At 42.3% G+C, this 18,374-nt stretch carries 20 protein-coding genes; 14 read left to right on the top strand and 6 right to left on the bottom strand.

Features of this window, described 5'->3' with window-relative positions:
• The first annotated feature begins 223 nt into the window (after window positions 1–223).
• The 6 genes from GMA13_RS09185 to GMA13_RS09160 all read left to right on the top strand — a co-directional run bounded on the left by GMA13_RS09185 (window position 224) and on the right by GMA13_RS09160 (window position 5,243).
• Window positions 224–433: a DUF951 domain-containing protein gene (locus GMA13_RS09185; RefSeq protein ID WP_255883468.1), complete on the top strand. Its 210-nt coding sequence runs from the start codon at window positions 224–226 to the stop codon at window positions 431–433.
• A 2-nt stretch (window positions 434–435) separates the two neighbouring features.
• A complete protein-coding gene (prfA, locus tag GMA13_RS09180) occupies window positions 436–1,506 on the top strand; it encodes a peptide chain release factor 1 (protein WP_255883469.1) in 1,071 nt (356 codons plus the stop codon).
• Between the two features lie 70 nt (window positions 1,507–1,576).
• On the top strand, window positions 1,577–2,590 hold the full coding sequence (locus GMA13_RS09175) for an L-threonylcarbamoyladenylate synthase (protein ID WP_255883470.1): 1,014 nt from the start codon (window positions 1,577–1,579) through the stop codon (window positions 2,588–2,590).
• Entirely contained in the window at window positions 2,583–3,200 is a 618-nt protein-coding gene (gene coaE / locus GMA13_RS09170; protein ID WP_255883472.1) for a dephospho-CoA kinase, read from the top strand. The genes GMA13_RS09175 and coaE overlap by 8 nt, the downstream gene beginning before the upstream one ends.
• Window positions 3,193–3,795: a lytic transglycosylase domain-containing protein gene (locus tag GMA13_RS09165; protein ID WP_255883473.1), complete on the top strand. Its 603-nt coding sequence runs from the start codon at window positions 3,193–3,195 to the stop codon at window positions 3,793–3,795. The genes coaE and GMA13_RS09165 overlap by 8 nt, the downstream gene beginning before the upstream one ends.
• 38 nt (window positions 3,796–3,833) lie before the next feature.
• Window positions 3,834–5,243 carry an aminopeptidase gene (locus GMA13_RS09160; protein ID WP_255883474.1) on the top strand — a complete coding sequence of 470 codons (1,410 nt, stop codon included), beginning with the start codon at window positions 3,834–3,836 and terminating at the stop codon, window positions 5,241–5,243.
• Window positions 5,244–5,306: 63 nt separating this feature from the next.
• On the opposite strand, the gene GMA13_RS09155 is transcribed toward GMA13_RS09160, so the two are convergent.
• From GMA13_RS09155 to GMA13_RS09135, 5 genes are read right to left on the bottom strand one after another with little or no spacing between them, the layout of a single operon-like run.
• A complete protein-coding gene (locus GMA13_RS09155) occupies window positions 5,307–5,744 on the bottom strand; it encodes a hypothetical protein (RefSeq protein ID WP_255883475.1) in 438 nt (145 codons plus the stop codon).
• A gap of 13 nt (window positions 5,745–5,757) precedes the next feature.
• Complete coding sequence (locus GMA13_RS09150) at window positions 5,758–6,765, bottom strand: YafY family protein (protein ID WP_255883476.1); 1,008 nt, start codon at window positions 6,763–6,765, stop codon at window positions 5,758–5,760.
• A complete protein-coding gene (locus GMA13_RS09145; protein ID WP_255883477.1) occupies window positions 6,755–8,353 on the bottom strand; it encodes an NAD(P)/FAD-dependent oxidoreductase in 1,599 nt (532 codons plus the stop codon). The genes GMA13_RS09150 and GMA13_RS09145 overlap by 11 nt, the downstream gene beginning before the upstream one ends.
• A complete protein-coding gene (locus GMA13_RS09140; protein WP_255911072.1) occupies window positions 8,337–9,608 on the bottom strand; it encodes an aminoacetone oxidase family FAD-binding enzyme in 1,272 nt (423 codons plus the stop codon). Before GMA13_RS09140 ends, GMA13_RS09145 begins: the two co-directional genes overlap by 17 nt.
• Window positions 9,609–9,655: 47 nt before the next feature.
• Complete coding sequence (locus GMA13_RS09135; protein ID WP_255883479.1) at window positions 9,656–10,138, bottom strand: small multi-drug export protein; 483 nt, start codon at window positions 10,136–10,138, stop codon at window positions 9,656–9,658.
• 179 nt (window positions 10,139–10,317) lie between these two features.
• Between GMA13_RS09135 and GMA13_RS09130 the strand changes: the two genes are divergently transcribed.
• The 8 genes from GMA13_RS09130 (at window position 10,318) to GMA13_RS09095 (ending at window position 17,489) form a co-directional block, all read left to right on the top strand.
• Window positions 10,318–10,800 carry a VanZ family protein gene (locus GMA13_RS09130; protein WP_255911069.1) on the top strand — a complete coding sequence of 161 codons (483 nt, stop codon included), beginning with the start codon at window positions 10,318–10,320 and terminating at the stop codon, window positions 10,798–10,800.
• Between the two features lie 99 nt (window positions 10,801–10,899).
• Complete coding sequence (locus GMA13_RS09125) at window positions 10,900–12,261, top strand: MATE family efflux transporter (RefSeq protein WP_255911066.1); 1,362 nt, start codon at window positions 10,900–10,902, stop codon at window positions 12,259–12,261.
• Window positions 12,262–12,320: 59 nt separating this feature from the next.
• Window positions 12,321–12,710 (top strand): hypothetical protein, encoded by a 390-nt coding sequence (locus GMA13_RS09120; protein WP_255911063.1) that lies wholly within the window; start codon window positions 12,321–12,323, stop codon window positions 12,708–12,710.
• On the top strand, window positions 12,694–13,320 hold the full coding sequence (locus tag GMA13_RS09115) for a hypothetical protein (RefSeq protein ID WP_255883483.1): 627 nt from the start codon (window positions 12,694–12,696) through the stop codon (window positions 13,318–13,320). The genes GMA13_RS09120 and GMA13_RS09115 overlap by 17 nt, the downstream gene beginning before the upstream one ends.
• Entirely contained in the window at window positions 13,317–15,161 is a 1,845-nt protein-coding gene (locus GMA13_RS09110; RefSeq protein WP_255911060.1) for a TIGR03960 family B12-binding radical SAM protein, read from the top strand. The genes GMA13_RS09115 and GMA13_RS09110 overlap by 4 nt, the downstream gene beginning before the upstream one ends.
• Window positions 15,148–15,807 (top strand): TIGR03936 family radical SAM-associated protein, encoded by a 660-nt coding sequence (locus GMA13_RS09105; protein ID WP_255883487.1) that lies wholly within the window; start codon window positions 15,148–15,150, stop codon window positions 15,805–15,807. Before GMA13_RS09110 ends, GMA13_RS09105 begins: the two co-directional genes overlap by 14 nt.
• Window positions 15,800–16,516, top strand: coding sequence for a YjjG family noncanonical pyrimidine nucleotidase (locus tag GMA13_RS09100; RefSeq protein WP_255883489.1), 717 nt, complete (start codon window positions 15,800–15,802; stop codon window positions 16,514–16,516). Before GMA13_RS09105 ends, GMA13_RS09100 begins: the two co-directional genes overlap by 8 nt.
• On the top strand, window positions 16,500–17,489 hold the full coding sequence (locus tag GMA13_RS09095) for a DUF3089 domain-containing protein (protein ID WP_370687076.1): 990 nt from the start codon (window positions 16,500–16,502) through the stop codon (window positions 17,487–17,489). The genes GMA13_RS09100 and GMA13_RS09095 overlap by 17 nt, the downstream gene beginning before the upstream one ends.
• 77 nt (window positions 17,490–17,566) lie before the next feature.
• Here GMA13_RS09095 and GMA13_RS09090 read toward each other — a convergent pair whose 3' ends face one another.
• Window positions 17,567–18,217 (bottom strand): TetR/AcrR family transcriptional regulator, encoded by a 651-nt coding sequence (locus tag GMA13_RS09090; protein WP_255883491.1) that lies wholly within the window; start codon window positions 18,215–18,217, stop codon window positions 17,567–17,569.
• Window positions 18,218–18,374: the final 157 nt, after the last annotated feature.

Here is an 18,374-nt window from a genome sequence, read left to right as displayed (position 1 = left end):
GAACCGCTGTGTTTTTGCTTGCCTTTTCCGTTACGCTACGCTCCACTCCAAAGGCAAGCAAAAACACTATACCATATCGTTAGTTTATTTTTTTACCAAATTGGGTCACATCTATTTACAACGCAGATCAATTATTTCAATTAATTTTCCGAAAAGTTGTAATAATTAAAAGAAAATGATATAATTAACTTTATAGGAAAATTCTGCAACAGGAGGGAAAGCAGTGGATATAAGGGTTGGCGATGTGCTGCAAATGAAAAAGCCGCACCCATGCTCGTGCAATATGTTCAATGTTTTGCGTGTGGGAATGGATTTTCGGCTTGAATGTCAAAAATGCGGTCATAAAATTATGATTCCCCGAGCTAAGGCAGAAAAAAACGTGAAAAAAATAATCAGAAACGAAGATAACGAAAATACGTCAAAGGTGGAATAATTTTGTTTAATCGGCTTGACATATTTGAAAAAAGATATAACGAGCTTAACATAAGGCTCTATGACCCGTCAGTTGCCGCTAATCCCGATGAGTACGGCAAGGTTATGCGTGAGCTAAAGGAGATTGAGCCTGTTGCACTAAAATACGGAGAGTACAAGACAGCCCTCCAAAAAGAGGAGGAGGCTCTTGCAATTTTAAATGAATCCGGAATAGAGCCTGAACTTAAGGAGATAGCTGCAATGGAGCTTGACGAAGCACGAAACGAAAAGGCGGAGCTTTCGGAGGAGCTTAAGGTGTTGATGCTGCCTAAGGACCCAAACGATGAACGCAACGTAATTGTTGAGATAAGAGGAGGTGCAGGCGGCGAGGAGGCGGCGCTGTTTTGCGGTGTGCTTTACAGAATGTACACTATGTATGCCGAGAAAAGGGGCTTCAAGACAGAGCTTTTAAACGCCAATGAAACCGAGCTTGGCGGCTACAAGGAAATAAGCTTTATGATAAATGGCTCAGGTGCATTTTCACGGCTCAAGTTTGAAAGCGGCGTTCACCGTGTTCAGCGTGTGCCGGAAACGGAGTCGCAGGGCAGAATCCACACATCTACGGTTACTGTTGCCGTTTTACCTGAGGCTGAGGATGTTGAGGTAGAGATAAATCCGGCGGATTTGCAGATTGACACATTCCGCAGCAGCGGTGCGGGCGGTCAGCACATAAACAAGACCGAGTCTGCAATCAGAATTACTCATCTGCCGACAGGCGTTGTTGTTGAATGTCAGGACGAGAGAAGCCAGTACAAGAATAAGGATAAGGCTATGAAGGTGCTTAAATCCAGACTTTTGCAGGCAAAACAACAGCAGCAGCACGATGAGGTGGCTCAGGAAAGAAAAAATCAGGTTGGTACAGGCGACAGAAGCGAGAGAATAAGAACCTATAACTATCCGCAGGGTAGAGTTACCGACCACAGGATAGGTCTTACGCTTTATAAAATAGACGATATTTTAAACGGAAACCTTGATGATGTAATTGACCCGTTAATTGCCGCCGCAAGAGCGCAGCAGCTTAACGAAGAAAGTTAAGAATAACTTAATATATAGTTTAATAATTTTTGATTAAATAGATTTTATCAATCCGAAAGAAAGTAATAATATGGAAACAAAACTATTATCTCAGGAAAATGTTGCAGATGCGGCAAGAATAATTAAAAGCGGCGGATTGGTTGTAATGCCGACAGAAACGGTATATGGCTTGGGCGCAGACGCATTCAACAAGCAGGCAGTTGCCAACATATTCAAAGCGAAGGGCAGACCAATGGATAATCCGCTGATTGTTCATATCGGTGCAATTCAGGATTTGAAGAGGGTTGTAAGTGAAATTCCGGAAAAAGCGTTAGAGCTTGCCAAGGCTTTTTGGCCTGGACCGCTTACAATGGTCCTGCCAAAATCGGACGCAGTTCCCGATGAGGTCAGTGCAGGACTCGACACGGTTGCCGTGCGTTATCCGTCACATCCGCTTGCCGAAACGCTCATTCTCCTCAGCGGCACGCTTATTGCTGCGCCCTCGGCGAATTTATCCGGCAGTCCGAGCCCGACTATGCTTAAGCACGTTGTTGACGATATGAACGGCAGGGTTGACGCTATCTTAGACGGCGGAAGCTGTGAGGTAGGGCTTGAATCAACGGTACTGTCGCTTGTCAGCGATCCGCCAAGACTTTTAAGGCCTGGCGGAGTAACCGTTGACGAGATAGAGAGCGTTATCGGAAAAATAGAGCTTGACCCTGCTGTTACCGAAAAGCTTAAGGAAGGGCAAAAGGCGGCAAGTCCGGGAATGAAATACAAGCATTATGCGCCAAAGGCAAGAGTAATTATTGTAAAGGCCGGTGACGAGCAGTATATTCGTTATGTCAACTCAAAAAAGCAACAGGGAGTAGGGGCAATTTGCTTTGATGAGGACGCTGAAAAGCTCAGCGTTCCGTTTTTCTCTCTCGGTGCTAAAAATGATCAGTCGGCACAGGCGAAAAATCTTTTCTCTGTGCTGAGAAGTGTTGACAAGGCAGGAATAGAGCTTGCGTACGCCCGTTGTCCCCGTCTTGACGGAGTAGGTCTTGCAGTGTATAACCGCCTTATAAGGGCGGCAGGCTTTGAGGTGATAAAACTTGCGTAGCTTTGTTATTTTAGGCCTTACCGGTCCGTCAGGTTCAGGTAAAAGCACCTTTTGTAAGCACTTAACAGACTGTGGCTTTGCCCTTGTTGACGCTGATGCCATAGCAAAGCAGGCACTTATGCCCGGCTCAAGCTGTGTGTTTCAGCTTAAGGCTGTGTTCGGTGACGATATAGCCGACAGTGACGGGGTTGTAAACCGTTCTCTTCTTGCGTCACGTGCGTTTTCATCAAAGCAGAGGACACAGGCACTTAATGATATTACCCATCCATGGGTGTTCTTGCGCTCACTAAAGCTTATCAAACAGCTTGTCGAAAACGGAGAGAGGCTGATTGTATTTGACGCTCCTGTTTTGTTTGAAAGTAACAGCGACGTTATGTGCGACCTTATTGCAAGCGTGATTACAGATAGAGAAACAAGGCTTAAGCGTATAATGAAAAGGGATAATATAACGCAGGAGCTTGCGAATAAACGGTTTGACGCACAGCAAAGCGACAGCTTTTACATTTCAAAAAGCGACTTTGTAATTGACGGTGCAGGGGATGTAGAATACCTTAAAAATATGGCGCTTGAGATAAAACATAAGTCATTGTCACTGAAAGGCGGTGGTTAATATAGCAAGAACAAGAAGAGCAAAATGCCGTGGCGCAGGCTTTTTAGCGGTGATTGTGCTGATTATTTTGTTTGCAGTTTTAGGAACAATTCTTTATTTCAGCAGTTGTAGTATAAATAAGGCGCAATATCAGCTTGAATATCAGGATTTGGTAAATAAATATTCAAAAGAATACAATGTCAGTGACGAGCTTATTTACGCCGTAATAAAAACCGAAAGTAATTTTGACCCAAACGCAGAGTCTGCCGTAGGCGCAATCGGGCTTATGCAGATAATGCCGTATACATTTGAGTGGCTGCAAACATATTATGACGGCGAGGTAACGCTGGATACCGACAGCCTGTACGACCCGGAAACAAGCATAAAATACGGCACGCGTTTTCTTGCTTTTTTGCTTGAAAGATATGAAAACTGCGAGGAAACAGCGGTTGCCGCATATAATGCAGGCTTCGGCGCAGTTGATGAATGGCTCATGGATGAGAACTGTTCAAGCGATGGGGTAACGCTTGATTATATTCCTTACAGCGAAACACGAAATTATGTTGTTAAGGTTGAAAACGCAAAAGAAAATTATAAGGATGTTTACAATCTATAATTTGTGGTAAAATATATACAAGTGAAAGGATGAACGATATGTCAAAGACAAAGGAAAAATCTGAGGCGGCTGTGCTTAAAGAAAAGCTGTTTTGTGACGCCAAAAAGGGGATAGGCACACTTGACGATAATGAGATTGCCGCCGCCGATAAGTTTTGCAAAAAGTATATGAAATTTCTTGATGACGCTAAGATTGAGCGTGAAGCAGTTGCAGTTTCAAGAGAGCTTGCCGAGAAGGCTGGTTTTACAGAGTACAACTTCGGCAAAAAATACGCACCGGGCGACAAGGTTTATTTGGTTAATCGGGGCAAAAACATCATTCTTGCCGTAATCGGCAAAAAGGGTTGCAGCGAGGGAGTAAGGCTGTCAATAGCTCATATTGACTCACCTCGTCTTGACTTAAAGCCAAATCCGCTGTATGAGGCAAATGACCTTGCTCTGTTTAAAACTCATTACTATGGCGGACTTAAAAAATATCAGTGGACTGCAATTCCGCTTGCTTTGCACGGCGTAATTGTTCTGAAAAGCGGAAAGAAGATTACTGTCAAGGTCGGTGAAAAGGAAGATGACCCGTGCTTCTGTGTAACAGACCTGTTGCCGCATCTTGCCAGAGAGCAGATGAAAAAGACCGGCGCAGAAATGTTTACGGGTGAGGATTTGAACGTGCTTATCGGCAGCCGTCCGTTTAAGGATGACAGCGAGTCGGAGCTTGTTAAGCTTAATATTATGAACCTGCTCTTTAAGGAATACGGTATTACAGAAAACGATTTTCTCTCGGCTGATTTGGAGCTTGTTCCTGCTCAAAGGGCAAGGGATGTTGGCTTTGACAGAAGTATGATAGGTGCCTACGGCCACGATGACAGAGTTTGCGCTTATCCTGCTTTGATGGCGGCAATAAACTGTGAGCAACCGGAAAAGACAGCTGTTACGCTGCTTGTTGACAAGGAGGAAATAGGCAGTGACGGTAACACGGGTATGCAAAGCGACTTTATGAAATATTTTATCTTTGATATGGCTAAGAGCGAGGGTCTTGACGAATACAGGGTTATTTCACAGAGCACCTGTCTTTCAGCCGATGTTAACGCCGCATTTGACCCGAATTATCCAAGTGTTTTTGAGGCGAACAACTCAAGCTACATCAATAAGGGTGTTGTTATTACCAAGTACACAGGACACGGCGGTAAATATGATACCTCCGACGCATCGGCGGAGTTTATGGCTGTAATCCGTGAAATGCTTGACAGCGAGAAGGTGCTGTGGCAGACAGGCGAGCTTGGCAAGGTTGACGCAGGCGGCGGCGGTACGATAGCAAAGTATGTTGCAAACCTTAATGTTGATGTTGTTGACCTGGGTGTTCCCGTGCTTTCAATGCACGCACCGTTTGAGGTTGTATCAAAAATTGACGTATATATGGCTTACAGAGCATTCCTTTCGTTCTTTAATAAATAAACTAATCTTAAAAAATCCCATTGCAGAAGCCAAAAGCTCTGTAATGGGATTAATTTTATGCAGTCACATTACTGCGTTTTTATAACTTATTGTAATATGGCAGAATGTGAAAATAACCGACGCAACGATAAGCGGAATATTAAGAGTTATTATGCCGCTGAATATGAACATAACCGATGGCAGAACAGACAGTGCAAGCGACTTGAAAACACAAGATTTACCTCGGAATAACAGCCAGCAAAGGCAGTAAAGGAAACACAAAACAGCGTTTGTGATTATGTAAATTGTTTCCGCATTATTAAAGAAGTATCCAAGGCACAGGTAAGGAATGTTTATTACCATAAGAATAAATGAAGAAAATCGCCCGACCTGCTCAAGCATTATTATCGTTTTATTATTGTATTTGTTTACAAATAAATCCTTGCGCTTTACTGAAACAATAATATTCGGTACCATAATTACTGCCATAAAAATTAAGCCGTAAAGATTAAGCCAATTCATATTATTCCCCCCTTTATTCAGCTATAAGCTTCATGGTAGATTCTGCCTTTTCACGTATTCTGTCCTTGAGTCTTTGCGGAGACAATATCTTTATCCTGTCGCAGTATTGAAACAGCCAGTCGATAAGCCCTGCGCTGTAAAACACAGTTGTTCTCAGGCTGAATTTTTCGCCTAACTCATCAACCGTTACTGCGTCAACGCCGAATTTGTCCACCATCACGTCAAGTAGTCCGTAGTCGCATATAAGCTCCATCTCCGTTTCCTCTCCGTTGTACATCATAATGTTCTTTTTGACATATTCAGTGGTATCAAACACACTGTCCTCACCGCAAATGTCGCTGTATGGTCTTGCGGCTTGTTCAGTTATGCTTATCATCTTCATTTTATCAAGGCGGTAGTTGCTGAGATTGTCATATTTATCATAATTCCCGACAAGATAATATTTGTCGTTCGCCCATACAAGCGCATATGGGCTTATAGCAAAGTGCCTTTGTTTCTTAAGATTCGGCTTGCCGTTTTCAAGTTCGTATTTATAGTAGTCAAATTCAACTTGTCTGCCTGATGCAATCGCCCTGTTAATTTCATCAATTACATAATATATCTGTTCGTTTTGAGATTTAACACGTTCGTGCGGCGATAGCTGAGCCAGAATCTGCTCACGCTGGTGGCGGCTCATAAATTTAAGGAGCTTGTCCCGAAGCTCCCTCGTCTTTTTCTCGGTGATAAACGGGGCTGAGGTTACGGCGTCAACCATTACTCTGACTTCTGAGCTCTGAAAGGTACGCTCAGCAAGAAAGTATCCGTCGTTGCTTGTTGCACCCTTTAGTATTTCATAGCCGAAAAGCTTAAGCGCCGTGATACTGTCATAAACCGTCTTTCTGCCGCATCTGATGCCATTTTCAGCAAGGTATTCTATTATAGTGTTTGAGTTTGCGCAGTGCTCCGAATCTGTGTTTTCTCTGAGATATTCAAGTATATATTCACACCTTAACCTCTTCAATAGAGTTTCTTTATCGTCCATCTTGTTCACCTCTGATAATAGCTTCGGCACATTTAATACCGTCAACTGCCGCTGAAATAATGCCTCCTGCATAGCCTGCACCCTCTCCGCACGGATAAAGCCCCTTACAATTAAGGCTTTGTAAGCTATCGTTCCTGATGATTCTCAGCGGAGCTGAGCTACGTGTTTCCATACCTGTCAGTACTGCGTCAGGGTGGCAAAAGCCCTTTAACCTTTCATCAAACCGAATGATTCCCTGCTTAAGAGAGTCACTCATATATTGCGGCATAATTATGTTTAAATCTGCGCCGGTAACGCCGGGGCGGTAGCTTGGCTTGACCTCGCCGAAGGCGGTGGTTTTTCTGCCGTTTAGAAAATCCTCAACTCTTTGCGCAGGAGCAAAGTAGTTTTCACCGCCAAGCATATAAGCCGCTTTCTCAAACTTCCTTTGCAGTTCAATTCCGGCGAGGACGCTCTCACTGCCGAAATCGTCACAGCCAATTCCTACTAACAGTGCTGAATTTGAGTTTTGCATATCTCTTGCAAAGCGGCTCATACCGTTTGTTACAACAGTCTTAGGCTCGCTTGCCGCTGGAACAACCTCGCCTCCGGGGCACATACAAAATGTGTAAACACCCCTGCCGTTTGGCAAATGTTGTGCAAGCTTATAATCAGCGGCGCCAAGATGCCCTTTTTCTGCAAAAGCACCGTATTGTGAGCAGTCTATCTTTTCTCTGAGATGCTCAATCCTCACGCCGATTGAAAATGGCTTTTGCTCCATAGCGACGCCTAAGTCATATAGCCTTTTGTATGTATCTCTGCTGCTGTGACCGAGAGCAAGAATTACGCTGTCTGTCTGTATTTTTTCGCCCTTGTCGGTGATAACAGCGTTAATTACTCCGTCAGAAACAGAGAAATCTGTAACTGTTGTGTTGAATTTAAAACTGCCGCCGAGCGATATTATTTTGTTTCTCAGATTCTTTACGGCTATATGCAGATAATCCGTACCGACGTGCGGCTTTGCTCTGTAAAGTATCTCCTGCGGTGCTCCGGCCAAAACAAACTCCTCAAGTACCTTCCTTGCCCTTGAATCCTTTGTGCCTGTGTTTAGCTTTCCGTCTGAAAATGCTCCTGCACCGCCCTCACCAAACTGAATATTACTGTTTGCGTTAAGCTTACCGCCGTTTGAAAAGCTATCAACAGACTTAATACGCTCGTCTATCGTTCCGCCACGCTCAATTATAATCGGACAACAGCCTGCCTGCGCAAGAATTAAGCCGGCAAACAGTCCGGCAGGGCCTGCCCCGACTATGACGGGTGCATTACTTGGCTTTTTGGCAAGTTTAGGAAGCTCATATCGGTAAGGGGCTGCAATAACAGCGTTCTTGCTTTTGCATCTGTTTATGACCTTGTTCTCAGATATATTCAGCGTAACGTCAACTGTGGCTGTGAAATGCACATTCGATTTTTTTCTTGCGTCTACCGACAGCCTGTGAAGTTTAATTGTGTCAATCGCATGCTTGTCGCATCTAAGCTGCTCACATACTCTTTTTTGTATTGCTCTGTCATCATAATCGACAGGCAGCTTTATATTACTTATTCTTATCATTCAAACACCCCAAAACAGCGCTTTTTGCGCTTACAGCCGCCGACGCCCACGCCCACTGCAAATTAAAGCCGCCGCATGGGGCGTCAATATTGACAATTTCGCCTGCAAAATAAAGCTTGGAAACTTTTTTAGAGGACATATTGCTCAGGTCGATCTCCTCAACATTAACTCCGCCGCCGCTTACCTGTGCTTTGGTAAAATCGAAATTTTGTTTTGCCGTCAGCTTAAAGGATTTAATTTCATTGCATATTTCAATAAGCTCATGCTTGCTAAGTTCACTACACCTTACGGAAGGGGAGAGAGCAGCGGCTTTTTTTATAATATAGCCGCATAGCTTTTTGTTCATAACGCCCGTCAGCACTTCATCTAAAGCAGTATCGCCGTTTGCAAAAACTGTCTTCATAACAAAGCTTTTAAGCTTGTTTATATTGACTGTCGGAAGTAAATCAATAACAATCTCAGGTGCTTTTTCACCCTTGCTGTAAGCAAGATTGACATAGTGCGAGAGATTAAAAACGCAGATTCCCGAAATATTATTCTCGTTAATTTGCAGCTCCCCGTATTCACAAGCAATTACATCGCCGCTTTTCTTAAGCTTGATTTCACAATCGCACCGAACGCCCTTTATTGAGCGCAAATCCTCGCAAACATAAAGAGGAGTAAGGCTTGGGTACGGCTTTATTACAGTGTGACCGAAAGCCTTTGCAAGCGCAAAGCCGCAACCGTCTGAGCCAAACACAGGCGAAGCCGAACCTCCGCATGCCAAGATAACGCAGTGTGCGCAGTGCTCGCCGCTGCTTGTGCTTATAATAAATTTACCGCCGCTTTTTTTTATTGAAAGAACCTTTTCGTCAACACGTTCCTCTATATTATATTTCTTAAGGCTGTTCCTTAAAATGTCGATGACAGAGGATGCGTTTCCGCTTTGCGGATAGGCTCTGCCTGCACTGTCAGTTTTTATCATAAGGCCAAGAGAGCCGAAAAGCTTTTTTGTGTATTCAAATGTAAGGCGTTGCTTTAGCTTGTCAGGAAAGATTGAGCTGTCGCAAAAGTAAGACTCAGCCGAAGAGAGTGTATTGCCAAGGTTGCACCTACCGTTGCCTGTTGCAAGCAGCTTTCTGCCCGATTTGCTGTTGCGCTCAAAGATTGTTATTCTTAGCCTGCCTTGACTTTCCTGCCCTGCTATACAGCCGCACATCAGTCCGGATGCGCCGCCGCCGATTATTGCAATATCAATTATGCTGTTATTTTTCACATTATCACCATAAAAATAGGGCAGCCAACGCTGCCCCGTAATTTATATTATTTTGGAGCAAATATTGCACCGATTGCACCAAACAAGCCTGCGCTTGCAAGACCCATAATTATGCCGGCAAGAACAACACCGCAGAAAACTGCAATCATACTCGACTTGAAGTCCATATCAAGGAAGCTTGCGGCAAGCGTTCCTGTCCATGCACCTGTACCGGGCAGCGGAATACCAACGAATATCATCAGGGCAAAAAACAAGCCCCTGCCTGCTTTTTGTTGCAGCTTTTTGCCGCCCTTTTCGCCCTTCTCAATACAGAACGTGAAGAACTTGCCGATATATTTCTTATCACGGCCCCAAAGAAGTACCTTCCTTGCAAAGAGATAAATAATTGGCATTGGCAGCATATTGCCTATAATAGCAATTATATATGACGGTACAAGGTCAAGTCCCATTCCGACAGCAAAGGGAATTGCGCCCCTTAGCTCAATCAGCGGAACCATGGAAATGAGAAACACAATAAAATAATTTAGCATTTTTACCTCCCAAATTTTGTGTTACCACAATTTTACATCTTATTATACTAAGAATATACGATTAATGCAAGAAAAATATCCTTTAATAATACTGTTATTAAGCGTATTTTGCCAATGCTTTGACAAATATTAGATTTTGAGCTAATATTTATGTAGAAATTAAAGGAGGGTGATTTTGTATGTTAGCTGTGAAGCTGAAAAAATCCTCTATAGTTTTTATAGTTCTTACCGTCTTGTCGGCATTATTCTTTATTTTAAATTCGCTTGCAAGCAGTGAAGCGTCAAATGCCGCAAGCGGCTTTTTTGTCAGCTTGTTTACCAATTATCTTTTTCCTACAAGTGATACTAATACAATTCACATAATTACACTAATAGTAAGAAAGCTTGCGCACTTTACGGAATTTGCAGTTTTTTTCGGATTTTTTAATTCTTTTATGATTAGTCAGAATGCATATAAAAACCGTATGTTTTATTTTTTGACGCTGTTTCTTGTTCTGTGTGTACCGCTTCTTGACGAAACAACACAGTATTTATCGCCCGGCAGAACGCCGATGGTGTACGATGTTTGGATTGATGCCGCAGGCGGCGTTTTCGGTATTATTGCTTCGAGCGCTATTTATAAGCTGGTTCGTAAAAAAATGTTGAAAGATAAGAGAATTTGATGTATACTTAATAAGCATAATATATTTGATTTATTGGCGGAGTTTTCTTCGCCATAAATTTATGTTATGCGGAATTGTAAAGGTTAAGAGGGGATTAATATGGAGAAAGCAAGTCCTAACAAAATGGGCACAGCGCCGATGTTTAGGCTGATTATTTCAATGGCTACGCCTGCAATGTTTTCTATGATAATTCAGGCGCTGTATAATATTGTTGACAGTATTTTTGTGTCGCAGATTAACGAACACGCACTTACTGCCGTTTCGCTTGCATTTCCGATACAAATGCTTATAATTGCTGTGGCTGTCGGTACGGGAGTAGGTATAAACAGCCTTGTTGCAAGAAAGCTCGGAGAGGGAGATATAAAGCAGGCTGAAAGTGCGGCAACACACGGGCTGTTGCTCGGAGTTTTATCGTGGATTGTTTTTGCAATAGCAGGACTTCTGATAACAAAGCCGTTTTTTGCGCTTTATACCGATAACCCTGAAATTTTTGAAATGGGCGTAAGCTACCTCAGCTGCGTTATGATATTTTCCTTTGGCTGTTTTATCGAGGTAAATATGGAAAAAACACTTCAGGCCACGGGAAATATGATTCAGCCTATGATATTTATGCTTATCGGTGCCTTAACAAATATAATTCTTGACCCGATGTTTATTTTCGGAATTGGCTTCTTCCCAAAGCTTGGTGTATTGGGTGCGGCTATTGCAACGGTAATCGGACAGATTCTGTCAATGGTATATGCGCTTATCATAGTATTTTGCAGAAAACACGCAATAAAAATCCGTTTTAAAGGCTTTAAGCCGAGCCTTGGCACAATAAAAAATATTTATGCTGTCGGAGTACCGTCAATCGTTATGCAGTCCATAGGCTCTGTTATGCTTTTGTTTATGAATCAGATACTTGTTGGCTTTTCAACAGCCGCCGTATCGGTTTTGGGAGTGTATTACAAGCTTCAGTCCTTTGTGTTTATGCCGGTGTTTGGCTTGAATCAGGGCGTTATGCCGATAATGGGATATAACTACGGCGCCAAAAATAAAAAGAGACTATTACTTGCGCTTAAATACGGCTGTTTGATTGCGGTTGTAATTATGACTGTCGGTACAATCGTTTTCTGGGCTTTCCCTGAGCTTTTGCTTTCTTTGTTTTCACCAACACAGGAAATGATTAAAATAGGTGTGCCTGCACTCAGGACAATCAGCTTGTGTTTTATTCCGGCAACAATCGGAGTATTGTTCACAACATTATTCCAAGCTGTCGGCAAGGGAATACGAAGCCTGTTTTTGTCTGTTCTGCGTCAGCTTGTTGTTATACTGCCGGTTGCATATGTTTTTTCGTTTATCGGGTTAGACGCTGTTTGGTATGCCTTCCCGATAGCTGAGGTGGTGGCATTATTAACCGCATTGCTGATGTTCAGAAATCTGCTTCACAACGACTTCAAAAAGCTTGACTCTCACGCATAGTAGCATTATTTCCGTATTGCAAACATAATATATACCAAAACAGACTGGGATGTGGCAATATGGAAAAAGATGACTTTGCGTATAATGAGTTTGAGCAGAATGAATTTGAGCAAAACGAATACGATCAGGATTGGCAATCGGTACAGCAGTATCACGCCCTGCCGGTTGGGTATGACGCCGATGAATATAATTCCGAATACGGTGAGGAATCGTCAGAAGATGATGAGAATAAAGCTGTAAAGGAAAAAAGAAAGCTTTCAGGATTTCAGAGAACGGTGAAATATCAGCTTATAATCTGCGCTCTGGCTGTAATCGGAGTTATAGCGGTTAAATTCACCAGTGCGGATTTGTATCAGACGGTAAAAAGCTGGTATTATCAGCAGTTAAATTCTCAGCTCTTTGTTTCCGACGTGTTCAACCGGATAAGCGGTAATGCCAATGAAGTTTAAGCTGTTTAAAACGCCTGTTTACCTTAGCTTTCCGCTTGCGGCTATGCTGTGTATAGTCCTGTGCGTTGACAGCAGTATGACTGCGTTTTGTGCTTTGATAAACGCTGTTTTGCACGAGCTGGGACATATTGCTGTGCTCAGGTTTTACGGGTGCAAAATAAAATCAATAACACTCAGTATGTTTGACATTAATATCAAGAAAACAGAGTGCGCTGTGTCAATCAACAGTGAAATTGCCGTTGCGCTGTCCGGTGCGGCGGCTAATATTTTATTCTCGCTTCTGTTTGGAGTGCTGTATTTTTGTTTTGATTTATATATTCTGAGAATACTTTCGCTTTCAGCCGTTTGCCTTGCCTGTTTTAACCTTCTGCCTGTGGATTCGCTCGACGGCGGCTGTGCGCTGATGCTTTTTATGATGAAACGGCTTGACCTTAATAAAGCCTCAATGATACTGAACATTATTTCAGCGCTTGTTATTATCCCTATGGCTGTGTGCGGAATAATTTTACTTTTGATTTCAAAATATAATTTTACTTTACTGTTTACAAGCTGCTATTTGATAGGTATTATATTAATAAAGAAGAAACGGATAACGGAGATGATAGGATGATAAGCAGGGACGTTGAAAAAATACTGCTGAAGGTTCAAAAGCCGGGCAGATATACCGGCGGAGAGCTTAACAGCGTTGTTAAAGATAAGGATAAGGTCGATGTCAGATTCGCCTTTTGCTTTCCTGATGTTTACGAGGTAGGTATGTCGCACCTTGGAATGAAAATTCTTTACGGTCAGTTTAATGAGCGTGAGGATATATGGTGTGAGCGTGTGTTTGCTCCCTGGACAGATATGGAGGAGCAGATGAGGAAAAATAACATTCCTCTTTATGCGCTTGAAAGCGGCGACAGCCTTGATAAATTCGACTTTATCGGCTTTACCCTGCAATATGAATTGTCCTTTACCAATATTCTCTATATACTGGAGCTTGGCAATATACCGCTTTTGTCTAAGGACAGAACAGACCTTTTCAATATTGTTGTCGCAGGAGGCCCGTGTGCCTGCAACCCTGAGCCACTTGCCGATTTTATTGATTTGTTCTTTATCGGCGAGGGTGAAGAGGTTGACCTTGAGGTAATGGACTTGTACATACAGTGCAAGAAAAATAACGAAACAAAGCAGCAGTTCCTTGAAAAGGCTGCTCAAATTCAGGGCGTGTATGTTCCTGCGCTGTATGATGTAGAATATAACGCTGACGGCACGATAAAATCCTTTATGCCGAAAAATAATGCGCCGGCGACTGTTAAAAAGAGGATAATAACCGACCTTGACAATCTTTACTATCCTGATAATTTTGTAGTGCCGTCTATTGAGATTGTTCACGACAGAGCAATGGCTGAAATTTTCAGGGGCTGTATCAGAGGCTGCCGCTTTTGTCAGGCAGGCTTTTTGTACCGCCCTGTACGTGAAAAATCTCCTGATGTAATAGACAGACAGTGCCATATGCTCTGCAACAACACAGGCTATGACGAGGTGTCGCTCTCATCCTTAAGCTCAAGCGACTACACAAAAATCGGCGAGCTGCTCACAAACCTTACAAAATGGTCTAAGGATGAAAACGTCAGCATATCTTTGCCGTCGCTGAGAGTTGACGGATTCTCGGACGAAATTCTTTCTAAAATAAAAACTGTAAGGAAAAGCGGGCTTACCTTTGCGCCCGAAGCAGGAACACAAAGGCTTCGTGACGTTATCAATAAAAACGTAACTGAACAGGAGCTTATGAGCACTTGCTCAACAGCCTTCAACGGTGGCTGGACAACCGTTAAGCTGTATTTTATGATAGGTTTGCCTACCGAAACCCTTGACGATGTTGCAGGAATTGCACAGCTTGGGCAAAAGGTTGTAAACGCATATTATAATGCAGAAAACAGGCAAAAGGGAAAGAGTGTTAAGGTAACGCTGAGTACAGCAAGCTTTGTGCCAAAGCCGTTTACGCCGTTCCAGTGGTTCCCGCAGGACACAATGGAGTCGCTCAGGGAAAAGCAGATGCATCTTAAGGACTCAATTACCACAAAGAAGATTAACTATAACTATCATGATTCCTCAACAAGCTTTGTTGAAGCTGTTTTTGCACGTGGTGACAGACGTCTGTGCAAGGCTTTGCTCAAGGCGCACGAAAAGGGTATGATTTTTGACGGCTGGGGCGATTTTTTCAGCCTTGACAAATGGCTTGATGTATTTGATGAATGTGGTATTGACCCAGCATTTTACGCTAACAGACAAAGAGAATTCGACGAGCTGCTACCGTGGGATCATATCGACTACGGCATAAAAAAATCGTTTTTAATTGAGGAATGTAAAAAAGCTTACAATAACAAAACAACGCCGAATTGCCGTCAAAAATGCAGCAACTGCGGCGCAGCACAGTGGAAAAGAGGTGTGTGCTTTGAAAAGCGTTAGAATCTGGTTTAAAAAAGATGGACTTTCAAGGTTCATATCTCACCTTGACCTGAACAAGGTTATGACTCTTGCAATTAACCGCAGCCGTATTCCTATCTGGCACACCGAGGGCTTCAATCCTCACCCGTTCTTAACCTTTGCTCTGCCATTGTCATTAGGCTTTTGCGGCGAATGTGAAACTATGGATATTAAAATTGAGGATGACAGCTTTGATATTTCACAAATTCCGGACAAGCTCAATATGGGCTTGCCGGAGGGTATAAGAGCATATAAGGCTGCTGAGCCTGTTATGAAGCCTGCAAAAATTGCGCTTGCAAGCTATAAGCTCAGAATCGGCAGTGACACCCAAAGCGCCGAAGAAATATATAATGATTTTAATTCAATGCTCAGCACCGACAGCATCATAACACAGAAAAAGACGAAAAAGGGCATAAAGGACATAGATATAAAACCGCATTTGTCCGATTATTCACTTGATGTTGACGGCGAGGAGGTTGTGTTCTTTGCAACGCTTCCGGCTGGCAGCACGGTAAATATTAACCCGATACTTTATATCAATGCGCTTACGGAAAAAACGGGAAGAGAGTACTATTACTCGGGTGTAAGAACAAAAATTATGAACGAGGCCGGTGAGAGCTTTGAATAAGCTTGCCGGCATAAAATACATTTTTCTTGATGCAGACGAAACCCTGCTTGACTTTACCTTTGCCGAACATTTTGCATTTAAGTCAACAATGGAGCATTTCTCTATTCCGTATTCCGAAGGCTTGTACGGGGAATACTCGGCTGAGAATCTAAGACTTTGGAAGCTGCTTGAAAAGGGAGAGCTGCAAAAGCAACGCCTGCTTACGCTGAGGTTTGAAAATGTATTCAATAGAAACGGTATTACCATCTCATCAGTAGATGAAGTTAACAATTGCTTTTTTTCGTATATGAAAAAGTGCGGAAAAATTATTGATAATGCAGACAAGCTGTGTGAAAGCCTGCGTCGGGACTATAAGCTTTACATAGCAACAAACGGCTCAAGATATGTTGCTATGGGTCGCCTTGAGCAAAGCGGATTGCTGCCATATATCACTGATGTTTTTATTTCTGACTATGTTGGGTACAACAAACCGTCAAAGAAGTTCTTCGACTATTGCTTTGATAAAATCGGGGACTACGACAGGAGCAGATATATTATCCTCGGCGACTCGTTAAGCTCGGATATGCTCGGCGGCAAAAACGCAGGAATTATAACCTGCCTGTATGACCCAAAAGACAAAACGCAAATGCCAAACGAGCTTTGCAATTATAAAATTGACAGCCTGCTTGATTTCAAAGAGCTTTTAAAGAAGGGTGAAAAACTTGACTAAAAAAAGAATCAGCCTCATAATGTCAGCGGTAATACTATTGCTCTTTCTTGCTTCCTGTGCTCAGAATGAAACGCCGGCAGAATCTATTTACAGCGATAAAAACAACTGGGCTTACTTCGCTCAGGGTGAAAACAAAAACGCTGATTTATTCCTGATTTGCCCAACGGTATATTCCGGCAGTGATGACAGTCATAATATGAGCCTTAACGACGCAAACGTAAGAGCAAGCTTTTACAGTGCGCTGAATATGGAAAAGGGTATATATGAGAATGACTGCCGTATGTTTGCGCCGTATTACCGTCAGGCAGGATTAAACGTATATTTGATGAGTGCGATTGACAGGGAGCAGTATCTTGAAAAGGCATACAAAGACGTTAAAGAAGCGTTTATATATTATATGGAAAACCTAAACGATAACCGTCCGTATATTTTAGCCGGCTTTTCACAGGGCGCGGATATGACTATAAGGCTTATGAAGGATTTATTTGATGATGAAAAATACAGCAAAAACCTTATTGCAAACTATGCAATCGGATGGTACCTTACAAATGAGGAGGTCAAGGAATATCCTCAGCTTAAGCCTGCCCGTGGTGAAACCGATACCGGCGTAATTATAACCTTTAATTCAGAGGACAAGAGTATAAAAACCTCGGTTATAGTTGAGGATAAAACGCTCGGTATAAATCCGCTGAACTGGAAAACCGATTCAACCGCAGCGGATAAATCGCTTAATTTAGGCGCTTGCTTTACAAATTACAACGGTGAGATTATCAAGGAGATAAAGAATTTCACCGGAGCGTATCTTGACCCGGACAGAGGAACGCTTAAGGTAACGGATATTAATAAAGCCGATTACCCGTCCTCAAACTCACTTTTCCCGGACGGCGTATATCATATTTACGATTACCAATTTTTCTATCGTAACCTGCAAAAAAATGTGGGCGATAGGATAGGGGCGTTTTTGGAAAACTAAAATAGCTTGCAAAATATAAAGGGCTGTATCTAAAATCTGCCGTCAGCAGATTTGATACAGCCTTATAATTTTTGCTTTTATTCCTCATTTTTGTAAAATCCATATTTTAAATAATTAATATGCTTGTTGTATTCGTCCGATGCTTCCTGCATTGTTATGCTCCCATCAAAGTATGCTGAAATATATTTGATAGTCAGCATATTCATAAGCATAGCGAGCATCAAAATATCCTCACTGTTGGTTGCTGTAAGATTATCGGTGTTGAAATTTTCAAAGAATTCCGTCATCGGTGGAGCAATATGCTTCATATCGTCTTGAAGATTGAATCTGTTGAACAGAGAAATAGATTTATCCTTGAAAAGTCTTATCAAATCGAACGATACAATATTCTTCATCATCTGCTTTGCCAGCGATTCGTTTTCGGTTCCTTTGATTGCAAGATAGTATTCAAAACGTGCCACAAATACGCTGAAAATATCGTGTTTTTTCTCAATGGAATTCATATACTCGTAAAATTCGTTCTGAAATTTTACAAAATAAACGTAGGAATAAAGGTCAGCCTTATTTTTAAAGTAATAGTAAAATCCGCTTCGTGATATTCCTGCTGAGTGCGCTATCTTAAATACCGATACCTTTTCATACGGCGTTGCTGAGAATTCCTCAACTGCGGCTTCAATAAACCTTTTCTTTTTATCTTCCTTAAGTTGAAAAAAAGCGTCTGTCGGCATATTTATCCCTCCGTTGACACCGTGTCAAATTTATTAAATTATATGATTACAGCTTTTTTATGTCAAGGCAAAAGCAGGAAAATAATTCGAATTTACAGATTGGTAATATAATGTTTTCTTCTGCCTTTGCAAAACCCTTGAAGAAACGACAAATTTG

The sequence above is a fragment of the Ruminococcus sp. zg-924 genome, from assembly GCF_024433635.1.
Lineage (GTDB): Bacteria > Bacillota > Clostridia > Oscillospirales > Acutalibacteraceae > UBA7067.
Note: the sequence above shows the minus strand (reverse complement) of the source record. Positions and strands in the feature narration are given on the sequence as shown.